The sequence below is a fragment of the Actinomadura livida genome, assembly GCF_014648675.1.
Taxonomy (GTDB): domain Bacteria; phylum Actinomycetota; class Actinomycetes; order Streptosporangiales; family Streptosporangiaceae; genus Spirillospora; species Spirillospora livida.
Map to the genome: position 1 here is coordinate 298,931 of NZ_BMRO01000003.1, position 18,154 is coordinate 317,084.

21 protein-coding genes are annotated in these 18,154 nt (G+C 72.0%); 10 read left to right on the forward strand and 11 right to left on the reverse strand.

The features are described 5' to 3' along the window. On the forward strand, positions 1 to 171 hold a 171-nt coding region (locus IEZ03_RS39015), incomplete at its 5' end, for a cytidine deaminase-like protein (RefSeq protein ID WP_506269199.1). Between the two features lie 24 nt (positions 172 to 195). Here the strand turns inward: IEZ03_RS39015 and IEZ03_RS08040 are convergent. From IEZ03_RS08040 to IEZ03_RS08055, 4 genes are all read right to left on the reverse strand, one after another. Further along, entirely contained in the window at positions 196 to 1,530 is a 1,335-nt protein-coding gene (locus IEZ03_RS08040) for a hemolysin family protein (protein ID WP_184886699.1), read from the reverse strand. Then, positions 1,530 to 2,003 (reverse strand): rRNA maturation RNase YbeY, encoded by a 474-nt coding sequence (ybeY, locus tag IEZ03_RS08045; RefSeq protein ID WP_184886700.1) that lies wholly within the window; start codon positions 2,001 to 2,003, stop codon positions 1,530 to 1,532. The genes IEZ03_RS08040 and ybeY overlap by 1 nt, the downstream gene beginning before the upstream one ends. Then, positions 2,003 to 3,079, reverse strand: a complete 1,077-nt coding sequence (locus IEZ03_RS08050; RefSeq protein WP_184886702.1) for a PhoH family protein — start codon at positions 3,077 to 3,079, stop codon at positions 2,003 to 2,005. The genes ybeY and IEZ03_RS08050 overlap by 1 nt, the downstream gene beginning before the upstream one ends. A 144-nt stretch (positions 3,080 to 3,223) precedes the next feature. Next, positions 3,224 to 3,568, reverse strand: a complete 345-nt coding sequence (locus tag IEZ03_RS08055) for a histidine triad nucleotide-binding protein (RefSeq protein WP_184886703.1) — start codon at positions 3,566 to 3,568, stop codon at positions 3,224 to 3,226. A 311-nt stretch (positions 3,569 to 3,879) separates the two neighbouring features. Between IEZ03_RS08055 and IEZ03_RS08060 the strand changes: the two genes are divergently transcribed. Together IEZ03_RS08060 and IEZ03_RS08065 are read left to right on the forward strand one after the other, a co-directional pair. Continuing rightward, positions 3,880 to 4,467, forward strand: a complete 588-nt coding sequence (locus IEZ03_RS08060) for a SigE family RNA polymerase sigma factor (protein ID WP_131881580.1) — start codon at positions 3,880 to 3,882, stop codon at positions 4,465 to 4,467. Next, complete coding sequence (locus IEZ03_RS08065) at positions 4,464 to 5,186, forward strand: hypothetical protein (RefSeq protein ID WP_184886705.1); 723 nt, start codon at positions 4,464 to 4,466, stop codon at positions 5,184 to 5,186. The genes IEZ03_RS08060 and IEZ03_RS08065 overlap by 4 nt, the downstream gene beginning before the upstream one ends. A 24-nt stretch (positions 5,187 to 5,210) precedes the next feature. Here IEZ03_RS08065 and IEZ03_RS08070 read toward each other — a convergent pair whose 3' ends face one another. The 3 genes from IEZ03_RS08070 to hrcA form a co-directional block, all read right to left on the reverse strand. Continuing rightward, positions 5,211 to 5,942 (reverse strand): 16S rRNA (uracil(1498)-N(3))-methyltransferase, encoded by a 732-nt coding sequence (locus tag IEZ03_RS08070; protein ID WP_189241169.1) that lies wholly within the window; start codon positions 5,940 to 5,942, stop codon positions 5,211 to 5,213. A 112-nt stretch (positions 5,943 to 6,054) separates the two neighbouring features. Beyond that, complete coding sequence (dnaJ, locus tag IEZ03_RS08075) at positions 6,055 to 7,188, reverse strand: molecular chaperone DnaJ (RefSeq protein ID WP_132045913.1); 1,134 nt, start codon at positions 7,186 to 7,188, stop codon at positions 6,055 to 6,057. A 1-nt stretch (position 7,189) separates the two neighbouring features. Beyond that, positions 7,190 to 8,203 (reverse strand): heat-inducible transcriptional repressor HrcA, encoded by a 1,014-nt coding sequence (hrcA, locus tag IEZ03_RS08080; protein ID WP_132045914.1) that lies wholly within the window; start codon positions 8,201 to 8,203, stop codon positions 7,190 to 7,192. A gap of 248 nt (positions 8,204 to 8,451) precedes the next feature. On the opposite strand from hrcA, the gene IEZ03_RS08085 reads away from it, so the two are divergent. After that, positions 8,452 to 9,297 carry a DUF3097 domain-containing protein gene (locus tag IEZ03_RS08085; protein WP_229808130.1) on the forward strand — a complete coding sequence of 282 codons (846 nt, stop codon included), beginning with the start codon at positions 8,452 to 8,454 and terminating at the stop codon, positions 9,295 to 9,297. A 163-nt stretch (positions 9,298 to 9,460) separates the two neighbouring features. Here IEZ03_RS08085 and hemW read toward each other — a convergent pair whose 3' ends face one another. Continuing rightward, complete coding sequence (gene hemW, locus IEZ03_RS08090) at positions 9,461 to 10,669, reverse strand: radical SAM family heme chaperone HemW (protein ID WP_184886711.1); 1,209 nt, start codon at positions 10,667 to 10,669, stop codon at positions 9,461 to 9,463. A gap of 18 nt (positions 10,670 to 10,687) precedes the next feature. Then, positions 10,688 to 11,143: an antitoxin YezG family protein gene (locus IEZ03_RS08095; RefSeq protein ID WP_132045920.1), complete on the reverse strand. Its 456-nt coding sequence runs from the start codon at positions 11,141 to 11,143 to the stop codon at positions 10,688 to 10,690. A 185-nt stretch (positions 11,144 to 11,328) separates the two neighbouring features. Here IEZ03_RS08095 and IEZ03_RS08100 point away from each other — a divergent pair, with 185 nt between their 5' ends. From IEZ03_RS08100 to IEZ03_RS08110, 3 genes are all read left to right on the forward strand, one after another. Continuing rightward, positions 11,329 to 12,243 (forward strand): hypothetical protein, encoded by a 915-nt coding sequence (locus tag IEZ03_RS08100; RefSeq protein ID WP_184886713.1) that lies wholly within the window; start codon positions 11,329 to 11,331, stop codon positions 12,241 to 12,243. 90 nt (positions 12,244 to 12,333) lie between these two features. Beyond that, entirely contained in the window at positions 12,334 to 13,740 is a 1,407-nt protein-coding gene (locus IEZ03_RS08105; protein ID WP_184886714.1) for a hypothetical protein, read from the forward strand. A gap of 145 nt (positions 13,741 to 13,885) precedes the next feature. Next, positions 13,886 to 14,410, forward strand: coding sequence for a DUF4870 domain-containing protein (locus tag IEZ03_RS08110; RefSeq protein WP_184886716.1), 525 nt, complete (start codon positions 13,886 to 13,888; stop codon positions 14,408 to 14,410). A 52-nt stretch (positions 14,411 to 14,462) separates the two neighbouring features. Here the strand turns inward: IEZ03_RS08110 and lepA are convergent, their stop codons facing one another. Next, positions 14,463 to 16,307 (reverse strand): translation elongation factor 4, encoded by a 1,845-nt coding sequence (gene lepA / locus IEZ03_RS08115; protein WP_184886718.1) that lies wholly within the window; start codon positions 16,305 to 16,307, stop codon positions 14,463 to 14,465. 241 nt (positions 16,308 to 16,548) lie between these two features. Here lepA and rpsT point away from each other — a divergent pair, with 241 nt between their 5' ends. Continuing rightward, on the forward strand, positions 16,549 to 16,818 hold the full coding sequence (rpsT, locus tag IEZ03_RS08120) for a 30S ribosomal protein S20 (protein WP_184886720.1): 270 nt from the start codon (positions 16,549 to 16,551) through the stop codon (positions 16,816 to 16,818). A gap of 52 nt (positions 16,819 to 16,870) precedes the next feature. Beyond that, a complete protein-coding gene (locus IEZ03_RS08125) occupies positions 16,871 to 17,407 on the forward strand; it encodes an RNA 2'-phosphotransferase (RefSeq protein WP_184886722.1) in 537 nt (178 codons plus the stop codon). On the opposite strand, the gene IEZ03_RS08130 is transcribed toward IEZ03_RS08125, so the two are convergent. Further along, positions 17,349 to 17,879 (reverse strand): hypothetical protein, encoded by a 531-nt coding sequence (locus tag IEZ03_RS08130; RefSeq protein WP_221480827.1) that lies wholly within the window; start codon positions 17,877 to 17,879, stop codon positions 17,349 to 17,351. The genes IEZ03_RS08125 and IEZ03_RS08130 overlap by 59 nt on opposite strands. Positions 17,880 to 17,949: 70 nt before the next feature. Here IEZ03_RS08130 and IEZ03_RS08135 point away from each other — a divergent pair. Beyond that, on the forward strand, positions 17,950 to 18,154 hold a 205-nt coding region (locus tag IEZ03_RS08135), incomplete at its 3' end, for a helix-turn-helix domain-containing protein (RefSeq protein WP_189241170.1).

Genomic DNA, 18,154 nt, shown 5'->3' on the forward strand with positions numbered 1-18,154 from the left:
GTCGCGGTCGCGATGGCCGTCTCCTCCGGCGCCGGGGACCTGGAGGCCGCCGCCGTCGTCACGGCCGCCGACGCCCCCGCCCCCTCCGACCTCACCACCGTCCGCGACCTGGGCGCCAAGGCCCCCGTCCTCGTGGCCGGCCCGGACGGAAGCCTCAAGACCACCCTGTAACCGGCCCGGGGCCGCCGGCTCCGCTCAGCGGGCCTGGTCGGCGCTTCCGGCGTCCGCCTCGGCCGCCGTCCCGCCGTCCAGGCGCCGCACCAGCACGGTGCCGACGCGGTTGCGGCGCCCGGCGATCGTCTCCGCCTTGAGGGACAGGACGGGGCCGCCGTCGTCGCGGGCGCCGACCTCGGCCGTGGAGCCCTCGATGGGGACGCGGCCGAGCGCGTGGGCGAGCAGCCCGCCGACGGTCTCGACCTCCTCGGTGTCCATCTCCATGTCGAACAGCTCGGCGAGGTCCTCGACGGGGAGGCGGGCGGTGACCCGCGCGGCGCCGTCCGGGAGCCAGGTCACCGGCGGGGTCTCCCGGTCGTACTCGTCGGTGATCTCCCCGACGATCTCCTCCAGGATGTCCTCGATGGTGACCAGGCCGGCGGTGCCGCCGTACTCGTCGATGACGATCGCGAGGTGGATCTGCCGCGCCTGCATCTCCCGCAGCAGCTCGTCGATCGGCTTGCTGTCGGGGACGTAGGTGGCGGGCCGCATCACCGAGTCGACCGTCTCCACCGACTCGCCCTCGCGGTGCTCCTGGCTGCGGCGGACGACGTCCTTGAGGTAGGCGATGCCGACGACGTCGTCCTCGTTCTCGCCGACGACGGGGATGCGGGAGAAGCCGCTGCGCAGCGCCAGCGACATCGCCTGCCGCAGCGTCTTGCCCCGCTCGACGAACACGATGTCGGTGCGCGGCACCATCACCTCGCGGACGAGGGTGTCGCCCAGCTCGAACACCGAGTGGATCATCTCCCGCTCGACCGGCTCGATCAGGCTGCGCTGCTCGGCCAGGTCGACGAGGTCGCGCAGCTCCGCCTCGGACGCGAACGGGCCCTCCCGGAACCCCTTGCCCGGGGTGAGGGCGTTGCCGAGCGCGATCAGCAGCCGGGGCAGCGGCCCGAACACCCGGGTCACCGGGTGGATCACCGCGGCGCCGGCCAGCGCGATCCGGTCCGCGTGCTGGATGCCGAGCGTGCGGGGCGCGACGCCGATCACGACGTAGCTGACCAGGATCATCACCGCGGCCGCGGTGACGTACGCGCGCCAGGTCTCGTCCAGCCAGGAGATGCACAGGTCCGCGACGATCACGGTGGCGACCAGCTCGCACGCGATGCGCAGCAGCAGGACCATGTTGACGTAGCGGGCGGGGTCGGCGACGACCTCGGCCAGCCGCTTCGCGCCGCGCCGCCCCTCCCGGACGATCTCCTCGACGGTGACGCGCGACACGCGGGCCAGCGCCGCCTCCGTGCTGGCCAGCAGGCCGGCCATGAAGACCAGGCCCACCGCCAAAGCGGCCAGCCACGCCTGCGAGGTGCTCATCAGCCGCCGCGTTTCTCCCGCCAGGAGGTCAGCAGCCCGGCCTGCAGGCCGAACATCTCCCGGTGTTCCTCAGGCTCGGCGTGGTCGTAGCCGAGCAGGTGCAGGATGCCGTGCGTGCACAGCAGCTCGAGCTCGTCCCCCGTGCTGTGGCCCGCCTTGCGCGCCTGCTTCTCGGCGACCGCCGGGCACAGGACGACGTCGCCGAGCAGCCCGGGATCGGCCTCCTCGTCGTCGTCGCCGCCGGTCATGTGGCCGGGGCGCAGCTCGTCCATGGGGAACGACAGGACGTCCGTGGGGCCGGGCTCGTCCATCCACTTCTCGTGCAGCTCGGTCATCGCGGCCTCGTCGACCAGCAGGATCGACAGCTCCGCCAGCGGGTGGACGCGCATGCCGTCCAGGACGTGCCGGGACAGGTCGGCGATGGCCTTCTCGTCGACCTCGGCGCCCGACTCGTTCAGCACCTCGATGCTCACTACCGCCCCCGCTTGCGGGACCCGCCGCGGCCCGCGGCGTCCCGCTTGAACTCCGGCACCTGCTTCTCGGCGTGCCGGTTGTAGGCGTCGACGATGTCGGTGACGAGCTTGTGCCGCACGACGTCGCGGCTGTCGAGGCGGCAGAAGTGGATGTCCTCGACGCCGTCCAGGATGTCCTGGACGACGCGCAGCCCGCTCTGCTGCCCGTTCGGCAGGTCGACCTGCGTGACGTCGCCGGTCACCACGACCTTCGAGCCGAACCCGAGCCGGGTCAGGAACATCTTCATCTGCTCGGGCGAGGTGTTCTGCGCCTCGTCCAGGATGATGAACGAGTCGTTCAGCGTCCGGCCGCGCATGTACGCCAGCGGGGCGACCTCGATGGTGCCGGCGGCCATCAGGCGCGGGATCGAGTCGGGGTCGACCATGTCGTGCAGCGCGTCGTAGAGCGGCCGCAGGTACGGGTCGATCTTCTCGTAGAGCGTGCCGGGCAGGAACCCGAGCCGCTCCCCCGCCTCGACGGCGGGCCGCGTCAGGATGATCCGGTTGACCTGCTTGTCCTGCAGCGCGCGGACGGCCTTCGCCATCGCCAGGTACGTCTTGCCGGTACCGGCCGGGCCGATCCCGAACACGATCGTGTGCCTGTCGATCGCGTCGACGTAGCGGCGCTGGTTCAGCGTCTTCGGGCGGATCGTGCGGCCCCTGCTGGACAGCACGTCCAGCGTCAGGACCTCGGCGGGACGCGCGTCGCCCTCGCCGCGCAGCATCGCCAGGCTGCGCTCGACGGCGTCGGGGGTGAGCTGGGCGCCGCCCTTCAGCAGGGCGAGCATCTCGGTGAAGAGCTTCGAGACGAGGTCGGTCTCCGTCTCGGGGCCCGTCACGGTGATCTCGTTGCCGCGGACGTGGATGTCGATGCCGTCGCCGAACGCCTGCTCGATCACGTGGAGGAGTTCATCCCGGGAGCCCAGCAGGCTCACCATCGAATGGTCGTCCGGCACCACGATCCTGATCTGGGACTGCGAGCCCGTGCGGTCGTCACGCCCCTCGCGTGCTGACCTGGGGTGAGTTGATTCGACCATCAGCCGGGCCTTGCGGCCTCTCAGACCTGCCTTCTGTCTGCTCCGGGTGTCCAGGTGTGTCGGTTCCATCGTACTGGCCGCCCCCGACACGACGCGGATGGTTTTTCCCGCGGTGCCCGGCACCCGGCACGGCCGGGCGGTGCGTCAGCCGGGCGGCCAGTTCATGCCGCGGCCGCCGAGGACGTGGCCGTGCACGTGGAACACGGTCTGGCCGGCCTGCGCGCCGGTGTTGAACACGAGCCGGTAGCCGGTGTCGGCGATGCCCTCGTCCACCGCGACCTGGCGGGCCTCGCGCACGATCTCGGCGAGCAGCTCGGCGTCGGCGGCCGCGAGGTCGCCGACGGTCGCGTGGTGCGCCCGCGGGATCACCAGCACGTGCGTGGGCGCCTGCGGGTTGATGTCGCGGAACGCCACCGTGCCCGCCGACTCCCGGACGACCTTCGCGGGCACGTCCCCGGAAACGATCTTGCAGAACAGGCAGTCGGTCATCCCTCTCCCCTCGCCGGCGGCACGTGACCGCCCCGGAATCCTATCGAGAGCCGTCGCGGGTCCGCTCCTCGGCGGCCCGCGGCAGACCGCCTCGGCGGGGATTCGGCGATCGACCTCGCGTACCGGTCGGCATTCTCACCGCCCACTCGTTATGGTGGTCAGCTCAGGGCGTACCCCCCGGTTCGCAAGGCATTGCGGCACGCCTGGATCCGGCGGGGCGCGCCTGATCCACGCCGTTCCGAAGCGACCGTAGGAATGAGCGGCCGGTGAACGGCAAAGGCGGCGGACAGGTGACCGAGGCAAACCAGGACATGCCCTTTCGTAAACCCACCGACGAGGGCGCGCGTCCAACTGACGTGACCGAGACCCTCGTGGCCAGGGGCACGGCGGGGGCGGTGGCCGTCGCCTGGGACGCCGATCAGGCGGTGACCGCGCTCTACAGCGCCAACTACCGTTCGCTGGTGCGGCTCGCCGCCATGCTCGTCCGGGACGCGGGGACGGCCGAAGAGGTCGTCCAGGACGCGTTCGTGGCGATGCACGGCGGCTGGCGGCGCCTCCGGGACCCCGACAAGGCCCTGTCGTACCTGCGCCAGTCGGTGGTGAACCGGTCGCGGTCGGTGCTCCGGCACCGCGCCGTCGTGGAGAAGTACGCCCCGAAGGGCCTGCCGGACGCGCCGAGCGCGGAGGCCGGGGCCATCGGGGAGCTGGAGCGGTCGGCGGTCATCGACGCGCTGTCCCGGCTGCCCGCCCGCCAGCGGGAGGCACTCGTCCTCCGCTACTACGCCGACCTGTCCGAAGCGGAGATCGCCAGCGCGATGGGCATCTCCCGCGGCGCCGTGAAGAGTCATACGGCACGCGGCATGACCGCGCTGAGAAACGTCCTGGAGCAATTCTCATGACCACCGACCCCCACGACGAGCACGGCGAGATCCTCCGCCGCGCCCTGCACGCGGAGGCGGACACGGTCAACCCCGCAGGCGACGGCCTGGAGCGCATCCGGGCCCGCATAGCCGACGGATCCGGCCGCCGGTTCGGGCTGGGACGCTTCGGGCCCGGCACGTTCGGGCTCGGCGGTCTCGGGTTCGACCGGCTCACCGTCGGCTGGGCGCGTCCCGTGCTCGCCGTCGCCGCCGCGGTGGCGATCGCCGGCCTCGGCGTCACCGCGCCGCAGACCATCGATCTCATCCAGCAGTCCGTGGGCAGCAAGGGCCCGTCGGACGACGGGCACGACCACGCCGCCGGCAGCCACACCGCCACGGGCGGCGAACCGCAGTTCCCCGACCCGGTGACGCCCGGCGGCTCCGCGTCCGGCGCCCCGAGCAGCCCGGAGACGCCGAGCTCCAGCTCCTCGCCGGGGCTGTCGTCCTGCAGCATCCAGCCGCCCGGCACGCCCACGGTCGCCGCGTCGCCCGGCACGAAGCCGGAGGACGCTCCGGAGGCCGCGCCGTGCCCGAGCGACAGCCCGTCGCAGCAGCCGAGCACGACGCCGACCCCGCCGACGTCCACGACGCCCGAGCCGGAGCAGCCCACCCAGGCGCCGAGTTCGCCGCCGCCGAGCGAGACCTCGCAGGGCGCGGGGCAGGGCGCCGGGTCCGCCGGAGCAGCCGGCACCCCCTGAGCAGGGCGCGCCCCGGAGGCGCTCCTACCAGCGGCCGGCCGCCGCCAGCATGACGGCGGGGGCCGCCACTCCGGCCGTCGACGTCCGCAGCACGGTGGGGCCGAGGCGCACCGGGCGCCCGCCCGCCGCGGCGAACCGCTCCAGTTCCTCGGCGGTGATGCCGCCCTCCGGGCCCACCACCAGGACGATCTCGCCGTCCGCGGGCGGCGCCACGGCGCTGAGCGGCGTGTCGGCCTCCTCATGCAGGACGAGCGCCAGGGACGCGGCCGCGACCCGCTCCGCGGCGCCTGCGGTGGATGCCAGGTCCGCGACCAGGGGCAGGCGGCTCCGCCTGGCCTGCTTGCCGGCCTCGCGGGCGGTGCCGCGCCAGCGGCCGAGGGCCTTCTCGCGGCGTTCCGGCCGCCACTGGGTGACGCAGCGCGCCGCCGCCCACGGGACGATCTCGTCGACGCCGACCTCGGTCATCGTCTCGACCGCCAGCTCGCCCCGGTCGCCCTTCGGCAGCGCCTGGACGACCACGATGCGGGGCGACGGCCGCGGGTGCCGGTGCCGGGCCAGGACGTCCAGGGTGAGGGACGTCCGGCCGGTCTCGGTGACGACGCACTCGGCCAGCAGGCCCTCGCCGTCGGTCAGGTCGACGCGCTCCCCCGGCTTCAGCCGCCGCACGGTCGCGGCGTGCCGCCCCTCGGGGCCGTCGAGGACGACGGTGCCGCGCCGCAGCGCGTCCGTCCCGGCGATGAAGACCGGCGGGCTCATCCGCCCGCTCCCGCCCTCGCTCCGGGGGAGGCAGCTTCGCTCATGGGTGTCCCGTACCGCCCTGCTCCGGTTCGCCGCGGCGGCCCTCCCGATAGGCCGCCGCCGCTGTCCTTCAGTGCTGGTTGAAGACGTCCTTGAGGCGGGAGAACATGCCGCGCTGGCCCGGCGCGAACTTGCCGGGCGGGCGCTCCTCGCCGCGCAGCGCGGCCAGCCGCCGCAGCAGCTCCTCCTGCTCCTCGTCGAGCCGGTTCGGCGTCTCCACGTTCACGTGGATCATCAGGTCGCCGCGGCCGGACTCGTTCAGGTGCCGCACGCCCCGGTTGTAGAGCGTGATGACCTGCCCCGACTGCGTGCCGGGCTTGATGTCGACGCTCTCGGCGGCGTCCAGGGTCTCGATGGTGACGCTGGTGCCGAGCGCCGCCGCCGTCATCGGGATCTCGACCGTGCAGTGCAGGTCGTCGCCCTCCCGCTCGAAGATCGGGTGCGGCCGCTCCACGATCTCCAGGAACAGGTCGCCGGGCGGTCCGCCGCCGGGGCCGACCTCGCCCTCGCCGGCGAGCTGGATGTGGATGCCGTTCTCCACCCCGGCCGGGATCTTGACCTTGACGGTGCGCCGGGTGCGGACCCGGCCGTCGCCCGAGCACTCGGTGCACGGGTTGCGGATCACCGAGCCGAAACCGCCGCACGCGGGGCACGGCCGGGCCGTCATGACCTGGCCGAGGAACGAGCGCTGGACCTGCTGCACCTCGCCGCGCCCGTGGCACGTGTCGCACGTGTCGGGGTGGGTGCCGGGCGCGCAGCCCGACCCCTCGCAGTTGGTGCAGGCGACCGCGGTGTCGATGGACAGCTCGCGGGTCGTCCCGAACGCCGTCTCGCTCAGGTCGAGCTCCACCCGCAGCGTCGCGTTGCGGCCGCGCCGCGCCCGGGACCGGGGGCCGCGGGACGTCGCCGTGCCGAAGAACGCGTCCATGATGTCGCTGAACGGGAACCCCGCGCCGCCGAAGCCGCCGGCGCCCGCCCCGCCCCCGGACGCGAACGGGTCCGCGCCGAGGTCGTACATCTCGCGCTTCTTCGGGTCGGAGAGCACCTCGTAGGCCTGGGTGATCTCTTTGAACTTGTCCTGGGTCTCCGGGTCCGGGTTGACGTCCGGGTGGAGTTCCCGCGCGAGCCGGCGGTACGCCTTCTTGACCTCGTCGGGGCTGGCGTCCCGGCGGACGCCCAGGGTCGCGTAGTAGTCGTTGGCCACCTTACGACCCCGCCAGGATCTGTCCCACGTAGCGTGCCACTGCCCGTACCGCTCCCATCGTGCTGGGGTAATCCATGCGTGTAGGCCCGAGCACACCAAGCCGGGCCAGTGTCAGGTCGCCCACGCCGTAGTCGGCGGCGACGACCGAGGTCGATCGGAGCCCCTCGTCGGGGTTCTCGGTGCCGATCCGCACCGTAACTGTAGAGGAATCGCCGGTCTCGCCGAGCAACCGCATCAGCACGACCTGCTCCTCGAGCGCCACGAGAACCTCCCTCAGGCTCTGCGAGAAGTCCACGGCGGCCAGGTTGGCGGCGCCGGCGAAAACGATCTTCTCCTCGTGCTTCTCGACGAGCGTCTCCAGCAGCACCGACAGCACCGCCGCAGCGAGCGGCCGGTCCGCGGGACCGACCTTCTCGGGGAGGTCGGCCACCGCCGTCGGCACGTCGCCGAGCCCGAGCCCGTCAAGGCACGTGTTGAGCAACGCCCGCAGGTGCCCGATCGATTCCTCCGAGACGTTGCCGCTCGTCTCGATGACCCGCTGCTCCACCCGTCCCGTGTTGGTGATCAGGACGAGCAGCAGCCGGCCCTCCGCGACCGGCACCAGTTCCACGTGCCGCACCGACGAGCGGGTCAGCGACGGGTACTGCACCACGGCGACCTGCCGGGTGAGCTGGGCGAGCAGCCGCACCGTCCGGCCGACGACGTCGTCGAGGTCGTAGGCGCCCGTCAGGAACGTCTCGATCGCGCGGCGCTCCGCGACCGACAGCGGCTTGATCGTGGACAGCCGGTCGACGAACAGCCGGTACCCCTTGTCGGTGGGGACGCGCCCCGCGCTGGTGTGCGGCTGGGCGATGTACCCCTGCTCCTCGAGCACCGCCATGTCGTTGCGGATCGTGGCCGAGGAAACGCCGAGGTTGTGCCGGTCCACCAGGGCCTTGGAGCCCACGGGCTCGTTGGTGGAGACGTAGTCCTCGACGATGGCGCGCAGGACCGCCAGTTTCCGGTCGTCCAGCACCGTGTCACCTCCTTCATCCCCTGCCATGGGCCCCCGATCGCTCATCGCGGCGACCCCGGGGCCTCCGCACCCGCGCTGCTGGCACTCAATACTCCCGAGTGCCAAGTGTACGACCCGGATGGCCGGTCTGGAGTGCCCGTGCCCACCCCGCACGGTCGCGCGATCCTACCCGTACCGGACGGGGCCGCCACGCCGAAGGACGGGGAACGACGCCGCACGGGCGCTTCGCCGGGTTAATGTGCGGACCCGTGCGGAGTAAGGACTACGGAAACGACGTGCTGGCCGGCGACTGGCGGAGGCCGCGCAAGGGCCAGATCCCCGAGGTCCCGGCCGAGCCCGGCCTGGTCGCCGAGGACCCCGGCAGCGGCTTCTGCGGCGCGGTCGTCGCCTGCGACAAGTTCGGCGTCACCCTGGAGGACCGCTTCGGCAAGCGGCGCGTGTTCCCGCTCACGAAGGCCGGCTTCCTCATCGACGGCAAGCCGGTGACCCTCGTCCGGCCGAGCGCCGCGCCCCGCGGACCGGCCCGGTCCGCGTCCGGCTCCATCGCCGTCCGGGGCCTGCGCGCCCGCGTCGCCAAGGAGAGCCGCATCTACGTGGAAGGCGTCCACGACGCCGAACTGGTCGAGAAGATCTGGGGCCACGACCTCCGCGTCGAAGGCGTCGTCGTCGAGTACCTCGAAGGCGTCGACGACCTGCCCGCCATCGTCGAGGAGTTCGGCCCGGACGAGGACCGCCGCCTCGGCGTCCTCGTCGACCACCTCGTGGACGGCTCCAAGGAGTCCCGGATCGCCGCCCAGGTCTCCTCACCCCACGTGCTGATCACCGGCCACCCGTTCATCGACATCTGGGAAGCCGTCAAGCCCGCGGCCGTCGGCATCCCCGCCTGGCCCCGCATCCCCCGCGGCATCCCGTGGAAAGAGGGCGTCGTCGCCGAACTCGGCTGGGGCGACGACACCGGTGCCGCCTGGAAGCACATCCTGAGCAAGGTGAACAGCTACACAGACCTGGAACCGGCCCTCCTAGGCCGAGTAGAAGAACTGATCGACTTCGTCACAGTGTCTGCCCAGGGGGGCGACCCCCTGGAACCCCCGTGACGAGCCGGTCGATCCTCACGCCGCCGTTGCGGTCTGTCTTGACCGTGCGGGACGTGCGGGTGTCGCTGCGGTCGCCCGGCTCGGCGGGTCGGGGGCGATCACTCATGTGGGTGAACCACTAGCGAACAACCGGGTGACGGTCACGGCACATGATTGGTGTGGGTCAGGTCAGGGTGTGGGTTACGGCGTCGGCCAGGAGGCGGCCGCGTCTCGTCAGTACTGCGCGGCCCTGTTCGTAGGGGGCCGGTTGGATCAGGCCGTCGTCGATGGCCTGGCGGACCGCCTTGTCGTCCAGGATGTCTGTGGGGCAGCCCTGGGCCAGGCGTAGTTCCAGCATGATGCGCTCGATGCGCTGGTCCTCGTCGTCCAGGACCTCCCGGGCGTGGGCGGGGGTCGTGCCCTCCGCGAGACGGGCGGCGTAGGCGGCGGGGTGCTTGACGTTCCACCAGCGGGTTCCGCCGACGTGGCTGTGCGCGCCCGGTCCGACGCCCCACCAGTCGGCGCCCGTCCAATACAGCATGTTGTGGCGGCAGGCGGCGTCCGCGCCGGTGGCCCAGTTGGAGATCTCGTACCAGCGCAGGCCGTGCTCGGCCAGCAGCGCGTCCGCGATCAGGTAGCGGTCGGCCATGGCGTCGTCGTCGGGGGCGGTCAGCTCCCCTCGCCTGACCTGCGCGGCGAGCCGTGTGCCGTCCTCGACGATGAGCGCGTACGCCGACACGTGATCGGGTTCCGTGGCCAGGGCGGCCTCCAGGGACGCCCTCCAGTCGTCGTCGGTCTCCCCTGGCGTCCCGTAGATGAGGTCGAGGTTGATGTGCTCGAACCCGGCCTTGCGCGTCCAGTCGACCACCTGCGGGATGCGTCCCGGCGTGTGGCTGCGCTCCAGGACGGCGAGGACGTGCTCGCGCGCGCTCTGCATGCCGTAGGAGATGCGTGTGAAGCCGACCTCGCGCAACCTGGCCACGTACGCCTCGTCCACCGACTCCGGGTTGGCCTCCGTGGTCACCTCGGCGTTCTCCGCCAGCCCGAACTCGTTCCTGATCGCGTCGAGTACGCGGCCCAGGTGGTCGGCGGGCAGCAGCGTCGGTGTACCGCCGCCCACGAAGACGGTCTCGACGGGCAGGTCGGCGTCGCCCAGCACCCGCCGAGCCATCCGCACCTCTGCAATGGCCGTGTCGGCGTAGGAGTCGCGGCTGGCACCCGGCCCCAGCTCCGTCGCCGTATAGGTGTTGAAGTCGCAGTAGCCGCACCGCGTCACGCAGAACGGCACGTGCACGTAGAACGCGAACGGGCGCGTCCCCAGCCCCTTCCGAGAACGGCCGGGCAACGCACCGTCCGCCGGTACGGGATCACCATCGGGAAGAGTTGAGGGCACCCCTCAAGTTTGCCCGCCTCAACCGCCTGCTCTGTCCGGTGCGTTGAGCTTGTCGCGGAGCCAGTCCGGGATGTTCTCCTCGGTGCGGGGGAAGCGGTCCAGGTCCAGGGCGTAGGCGGAGGGCGTCAGGGGCGGGGTGAAGTCGGGTTCGCCGTCGTAGTCGAACTCGGCGCTGAAGTGCCCCGAGCGCTCGATCTGCAGGCGGGCGGTGAACCAGGCGCCCTTGTCGCGGCGGTACATGACGCGGCGGAGCTCGTCCATCTTGCCCACGGCCTGGCCCGGGGGCATGGCCTGGCGGCGCTCTCCGTCCGGGCCCTCGACCTCCAGGGAGGCGCTGTCGATGCCGACCGTGGCGCGGAACTCGAAGTCGAGCCTCTCCCAGCCGGACGGGGCCGCGGATCGCAGCGCGCGGACGGCGCCGTTCACCGTCTCCCGCTCCTTCGGAGAACGCAGAACCTGCTCGGGGTGGGTCACGCTACCTCCGGGAGGTCGTCAATGTCGGCCGATCGGAACGGTACCCGTCCGACCGTATCGATATATGGACCCGCGCCAAGCGCACGGCCCCCGTGTCGTTCGCATTGATCACCGATCGGGCCTGGCACCACGGGCAAAGCAAGCAAACACAGCAGGGACACACCTCAGTGGATAAGGTCATTTAGATGCGGGATGAGGGTGCGGCGGAGCGGGGACGGGCGCCCGCGCGGGTGGTGCTCCGCGGTGAGCCCGGCGGGTGGCACTACGTGATCGTGGACGCCGCGGGCGCCGAGCGGCGCCGGTCTTTCCCCGTCGCGGGCACGCGCTGGCGGACGGGTGCGGTGTCCGGGCCGGAACCGGCTTGGTGGCGGCGCAGGCTCGCGGAGACGGCGGAGACGCTGCGCGAGGTCGTCGCGGAGCGGCTCACCGACGCCACGTTCCGCGACCTCGGCGTCGAGGCGGACATCACCTGGTTCGCGGTGGACGAGCCCGTCGTGTGGGAGGGCCTGGTCACGCTGCGGGAGGCCGACCCGGCGCGCTTTCCCGGTCAGGTCGCGCCGTTCGTGATCGCGCTGAAGCCCGGGCGCGGTGCGCTGCTGCCCGACGCGAGCCTGCTGTTCTCCACGCGCGCCGCGGACGCCTGGAGCACCCTCGCCGCGGTCGCCGAGCGCTGCGGCACCCCTCCGCCGGAGGCGTCGCTGCTGTGCGGGTGGGCCGGTCACCGCAGCGTCCGGGTGGGGCGCGGGAGGCTGGCGCTGTCCACCGTCCGGGACGAGGACGGCGTGGAGCGGCTCGCGGAGATCTGCGCGTTGCGGCCGCCCGGCTGGAGCGGCAATCCCGAGCTGCGGCCGCGTTTCGAGAGCGTCGACCTGCTCGACGAGCCCGCCGGGGACGTCGTCGCCCTGCTGCGGGAGCTCGGGCACGAGATCGTCCGGCGGGGCCGGACGGCGCGGCTGCCCGGGTCGGGCCTCACCCTCTACGAACCCGACGACGCGGAGGCCGCCACGGAGCGGTTCACCGGCGTGTCCCTCCGGCCGCCGGCCGCGGCCGCGCCGCTGTGGGGCGCGGTTCGGACGCCCGACGCCGCCGAGGCGCCTTAACCCTCCGCGAACGAGCCCCCACTAACCCGACACTCAGCGGGGATCGGGCCGTCACCGGATCGCGACCCCGCCGGTCTAGCTTCGGCGATCATGAGAAGCCGTGCGCGTCATGCCGTGCTCGCCTTGGCCGGTGCCGCCCTCGCCGGCGCTCCGCTCGCCCTCGCCGCGCCCGCCGGTGCCGCAGCGGCCGGCACGATCGTCGTCGACCGCGGCGGCCCCGCCCGGTCGCTGCCGTTCACCGCCGCCCGTGACGGCGAGGCCGTGATCTCCTTCGCCGCGTCCGCCCCCGGGGTGTCGTGGGGCAGCGCGGGAGCCGAGTCAGCCGTGGTGTCGATCGCGGTGGACGGGCGGCACGTGACCGACCTGGTCGTCCCGTCGTCCGATCCGGTGGACCGGAGCCTCGGCCTCGGGCACGTCCAGAAGGGCGACCATGAGGTGACGCTGCGGTTCGCCAAGGGCAGCGCCCCCGCGGCCGACCGGGTCAGGCTCGGGCGCACCCGCGTGCGGATGCCGGACGACGCGCTGGCCCTGCGCCACGCCCCCATCGTCGTCGGGCGGACGGGATGGCCGTTCGGGAACCCGTACCAGAACGCCACCACCGACACCCCGCTGCTCGCCTGGCACGAGACGCGGCCCGCCGCGGCCCCCGGGCACCGGGTCATCGAGTACTCCATGGTGTGGAGCAACGAGGACGGCGGCACGGACACCCCCGCGCTGATGGCCCGCTGGGGCCGCACGACCGACATCGAATGGGTGTACCGGGTCGAGGTGGACGCGTCGGGCAGGCGCGTCGACGGCACCGCCGTCTACCAGGCGCCGCTGCACCTGACGTTCCAGTTCACGGGCCGCTTCGAGGGCGACCACCCGCTCCTGCAGACCTGCACCGAGAACAACAACATGTGCGACGTCATCTCCCCCGACCCGCCGCTCCGCTTCCTGCTGGACGCGTCCAGGACCCGCCCGCAGGGACGCGCCCGCGAGGCCGTCATGGACCGTGACCCGTGGACGTACCGGGTCGCCGCCCAGGAGATGGTGCGCGAGGGGAAGATCGAGCAGCCGTCCGACCCGGCGACGCGCGAGGTCGGAGACCAGCGCACGTACCTGTTCGTCGAGTTCGCCAAGACGACCGGTGCGCCCACAGCGTGGGGGTCGGCGCCGGGTGTGGCGCTCGGCGTCCGCCTCAAGGCCGACCCGTCGACGCTCTACCGGTCCGACCACGGCCAGCCGACCTGGTCGGTCGAGCGCGACGGCGCCGTCGCCACCACCGTCGAACTCCCGGAAGGGACGGCGATGTCCGACATCGCGTCGATCGAGGCGCTGCGCAGGCCGGTCGGGCTGGGCGACAACGGCGCACCGGCCACGGTCACCTCGATCAACCGGGGCTTCTTCCTGGACGACTCGTATCTGCCGCAGCCGTCGGCCGTCGCGTGGCAGGGTTCGGTGACGCTCACGCGGGCGAACCCGTCGGGCGTCCTCTGGCGTCCCGGGCTGGGCTGACGCAGGCCGCCCGTGGCGCGAACCGGCCACGGGCTCAGGGAAAGCGGGAACTTCCGTGAACTCCGGGTGCGTCCAAGGAGTCATACACTTCGCCAATAAGTCGCACAGCGAACGTGCAGAGCGAACTTAGGAGAGGACGTCCGCCATGGCCTACGGGCCTCCCCCGTCGCCCGGCCAGGGTCAGCCCCAGCAGGCTCCGTGGCAGCAGCCCGGAAACCTCTGGCAGCAACCGCAGCAGCCCCACCAGGCGCCGCAGCAGCCCCACCAGCAGCCCGGCCCGGCCTGGCAGCAGTCACAGCCCGGTGGGAGCACCGCCCAGATGCCCGGCAACTACGGCCCGGTCTCGGACGACGAGAAGACGTGGTCGCTCATGGCGTACGTGGGCCAGTTCCTCGTCGGGGCGATCGCACCGGCCATCGTCTACGTCGGCAAGGCCCGCTCACCGTTCGTGCGCCGGCACGCCGTGCAGGGCCTCAACATGGGCATCGCGGCCATCGCGGTGTGGTTCGTGGCCGGCCTGCTGTCACTGGCCGTCGAGGTGCTCATCTGGGTGCCGCTGCTCTTCACGGCCGCCGTGATGTTCTTCCTCGTGTTCGCGGCCCGTGCCGCCAACCGCGGCGAGTTCCGCCGCGTGCCGCCGGCCGTGGCCTGGCCGCTGCTGAAGAAGTAGTACCGCTCGTTGCAGGAGCCCCTGCCTCGGCAGGGGCCCGCCGGGCCGGTTCCTACTTGCGTCCCTTGTCGGTGGGCTCGCCGCCGCTCGTGGACAGCGCCGCGACGAAGGCCTCCTGCGGGACGTCCACCCGCCCGATGGTCTTCATCCGCTTCTTGCCCTCCTTCTGCCTCTCCAGCAGCTTCCGCTTGCGGGAGATGTCGCCGCCGTAGCACTTGGCGAGGACGTCCTTGCGGATGGCGCGGATGTTCTCCCGGGCGATGATCCGGGCGCCGATCGCCGCCTGGATCGGCACCTCGTACTGCTGCCGCGGGATGAGCTCCTTGAGCTTGGACGTCATCATCAGCCCGTACTCGCGCGACTTCTCCTTGTGGACGATCTGGCTGAACGCGTCCACCGACTCGCCCTGCAGCAGGATGTCGACCTTCACGAGGTCGGACTCCTGCTCCCCGCTGGGCTCGTAGTCCAGCGACGCGTACCCGCGGGTCCGCGACTTCAGCTGGTCGAAGAAGTCGAAGATGATCTCGGCGAGGGGCAGCGTGTAGCGGATCTCCACGCGGTCCTCGGAGAGGTAGTCCATGCCGAGCAGCACGCCGCGGCGGCCCTGGCACAGCTCCATGATCGCGCCGATGTGCTCGGCCGGGGTCAGCAGCGTCGCCCGCACCACCGGCTCGTACACCGTGGCGATCTTGCCCTCGGGGAACTCGCTGGGGTTGGTGACGGTGTGCTCCGTCCCGTCCTCCATCACGACGCGGTACACGACGTTCGGGGCGGTCGAGATCAGCGAGAGGGCGAACTCGCGCTCCAGCCGCTCGCGGACGATCTCCATGTGCAGCAGCCCGAGGAAGCCGCAGCGGAACCCGAACCCGAGCGCCGCCGACGTCTCCGGCTCGTAGATCAGCGCGGCGTCGTTCAGCTGCAGCTTGTCGAGCGCGTCGCGCAGCTCGGGGTACTGGTCGCCGTCCAGCGGGTAGAGGCCGGAGAACACCATCGGCTTCGGGTCGCGGTAGCCGCCGAGCGCCTCGGGCGCCGGCCGCGACGCGCCGGTCACGGTGTCGCCGACCCGCGCCTGGCGGACGTCCTTCACGCCGGTGATCAGGTAGCCGACCTCGCCGACGCCGAGGCCCTGCACCGGCTTCGGCTCCGGGGAGATCACGCCGACCTCCAGGGTCTCGTGCGCCGACCCGGTCGACATCATCATGCTCTTCTCGCGCCGCGACAGCCGCCCGTCCATGATCCGGATGTAGGTGACGACGCCGCGGTAGGTGTCGTACACCGAATCGAAGATCAGCGCGCGGGCGGGCCCGTCGGGGTCGCCGACCGGCGCCGGCACGTCCTGGACGATCTTGTCGAGCAGCTCGCGGACGCCCTCGCCGGTCTTGCCCGACACGCGCAGCACGTCCGACGGCTCGCAGCCGATGATCCCGGCCAGCTCCTCGGCGTACTTCTCCGGCTGCGCCGCCGGAAGGTCGATCTTGTTGAGGACGGGGATCAGGTGCAGGTCCGCCTCGAGCGCGAGGTACAGGTTGGCGAGCGTCTGCGCCTCGATGCCCTGCGCCGCGTCCACCAGCAGGACCGCGCCCTCGCACGCCGCGAGCGACCGGGACACCTCGTAGGAGAAGTCGACGTGCCCGGGGGTGTCGATCAGGTTGAGCACGTGGTCGACGCCGCCGGACGTGTAGGGCAGCCGGACGGCCTGGCTCTTGATCGTGATGCCGCGCTCGCGCTCGATGTCCATGCGGTCGAGGTACTGGGCGCGCATCTGGCGCTCCTCGACCACGCCGGTCAACTGCAGCATCCGGTCCGCGAGGGTCGACTTGCCATGGTCGATGTGCGCGATGATGCAGAAGTTGCGGATGATCGCGGGATCGGTCTTGTCAGGCTCGGGCGCTGCCACCGGGGTCCGTTCGAAAACTCACTGGATGGACAAGGACATGTGTACATCCCATGGTCCCATGCCACGTGCGATGCTCTGTGCACGGTTCGGTTTGGGCACGGCCCCGGTGATTGGTAGGCTGTGCGACTGCGTGTGGCGTAGCGTCGTGCCCCGGGGGCACCGTCCGCCCCCCGTTCAGACCTTTCGTCAGAGCCTGCCGTGGCGCAGGCGAGGATCGCGATCAAGCTGAGGCACTGCAGACGTGGCTAACATCAAGTCCCAGATCAAGCGCAACAGGCAGAACGAGAAGGCCCGTGTGCGCAACAAGGCCGTCAAGTCCGAGCTGAAGACGGCGATCCGCAAGTTCCGCGAGGCCGCCGACGCCGGCAACGTGGACGACGCCGTGGCCGCGCAGCGGCACGCCGCGCGCAAGCTGGACAAGGCCGTCAGCAAGGGCGTCATCCACAAGAACCAGGCCGCCAACCGCAAGTCGGCGATCGCCAAGCGCGCCGCCGCGCTGCAGGTCAAGTAAGCACCGCGCACGGGGCCGGCCGGGTAGTCGCGCCGGCCCCGGCAGCATGTCCATGGACGAGCGGCGCGCGGTGCGGATCTCCAAGTACCTCGCGAAGCACCTGCGGCACCGCCCCGAGCGGATCGGCCTCACCCTCGACCACGCCGGCTGGGCCGACGTCGGCGAGCTGCTCGCGGCCTGCGCCGCCCACGGCTTCCCGCTCACCCGCGCCGAACTCGAACACGTCGTCGCGGTCAACGACAAGCAGCGCTACGTCCTCGACGGGGACCGGATCCGCGCCGCCCAGGGCCATTCGGTGCAGGTCGACCTGGGCCTTTCTCCCGCGTCCCCGCCGGACCTCCTCTACCACGGCACCGTGGGCCGCTCCGTGGCGGCGATCCTGCGTGGCGGGCTGCTGCCCATGGGGCGGCACGCCGTCCACCTCTCACCCGACCGCGAGACGGCCCGCCGCGTCGGCGCCCGCCGCGGCGAACCCGTCGTCCTCGTCGTCGAGGCCGGGCGGATGGCCGCAGACGGGCACGAGTTCCGCGTCAGCGAGAACGGGGTGTGGCTGACCGAACGCGTCCCGCCGGAATATCTTCGCGAATGACCTCGGCGGCCGCCGCCCAGTCCGGGACGTGCCGCACCCACGCGGGCCCTTCCTCCGGACCGAACAGGTACCGGTGGGGGACGACGTCCCGGATGGCCGCGTGCACGTCCAGCCGGTCGTCGACCATGTGGGTGATCCCGAGTTCCCGGCAGTGCCCCGCCTTCTCCGCCCGCCGCCAGCAGAACCGGACGTTCTCCCTCGGCAGGCCCGTCCGCGCGTAGAAGTCGTGGTGGTCGAGCCAGCCCAGCGTCCGCCGCCGAATGCGGTCACCGCACTTGGAGATGATCCAGGCCCGCCCGCCGAACGCCTCGACCAGCCCCGGCAGCACGTCGTACACGCCTTCGGTCGCCGGCGAGGCGAGCGCCTGCTCGAAGCTCCCGTCGAGGAACACGGTGTCCTGGGGGCCGGACGCCAGCAGCCCCCCGTGGATGACGCGGCCGAAGTCGACGCCGAGCCGCGGTTCGTTGTTCATGCCCCCACTCTCGAACCCGCGGCCCTAGAACAGAAACTATTAACCTCTCCGCAAACTATAGTCACTACCTATGGAACTGAGCCGCCTCTCGACGGACGCGCTCGCCTCCTTCGCCGTCTTCGCCGACCACCTCAACTTCACGCGCGCCGCCGAAGAGCTGCACATCTCGCAGCCCGCCCTCCACGTCAAGGTGCAGAAGCTCGCCGAGACCCTCGGCCGCGCCCTCTACACCAGGCACGGCCGCCGCCTCGCCCTCACGCCCACCGGCGTCGGGG

Coding starts and splice junctions, on each gene's coding strand:
- IEZ03_RS08040 (WP_184886699.1), bottom strand. CDS start 1,530: ATGAGCACCTCGCAGGCGTGGCTGGCCGCTTTGGCGGTGGGCCTGGTC.
- IEZ03_RS08050 (WP_184886702.1), bottom strand. CDS start 3,079: ATGGTCGAATCAACTCACCCCAGGTCAGCACGCGAGGGGCGTGACGAC.
- IEZ03_RS08125 (WP_184886722.1), top strand. CDS start 16,871: ATGGACGAGCGGCGCGCGGTGCGGATCTCCAAGTACCTCGCGAAGCAC.
- IEZ03_RS08070 (WP_189241169.1), bottom strand. CDS start 5,942: ATGAGCCCGCCGGTCTTCATCGCCGGGACGGACGCGCTGCGGCGCGGC.
- IEZ03_RS08130 (WP_221480827.1), bottom strand. CDS start 17,879: ATGAACAACGAACCGCGGCTCGGCGTCGACTTCGGCCGCGTCATCCAC.
- IEZ03_RS08100 (WP_184886713.1), top strand. CDS start 11,329: ATGCGGGATGAGGGTGCGGCGGAGCGGGGACGGGCGCCCGCGCGGGTG.
- IEZ03_RS08105 (WP_184886714.1), top strand. CDS start 12,334: ATGAGAAGCCGTGCGCGTCATGCCGTGCTCGCCTTGGCCGGTGCCGCC.
- IEZ03_RS08065 (WP_184886705.1), top strand. CDS start 4,464: ATGACCACCGACCCCCACGACGAGCACGGCGAGATCCTCCGCCGCGCC.
- IEZ03_RS08110 (WP_184886716.1), top strand. CDS start 13,886: ATGGCCTACGGGCCTCCCCCGTCGCCCGGCCAGGGTCAGCCCCAGCAG.
- IEZ03_RS08055 (WP_184886703.1), bottom strand. CDS start 3,568: ATGACCGACTGCCTGTTCTGCAAGATCGTTTCCGGGGACGTGCCCGCG.
- IEZ03_RS08060 (WP_131881580.1), top strand. CDS start 3,880: ATGCCCTTTCGTAAACCCACCGACGAGGGCGCGCGTCCAACTGACGTG.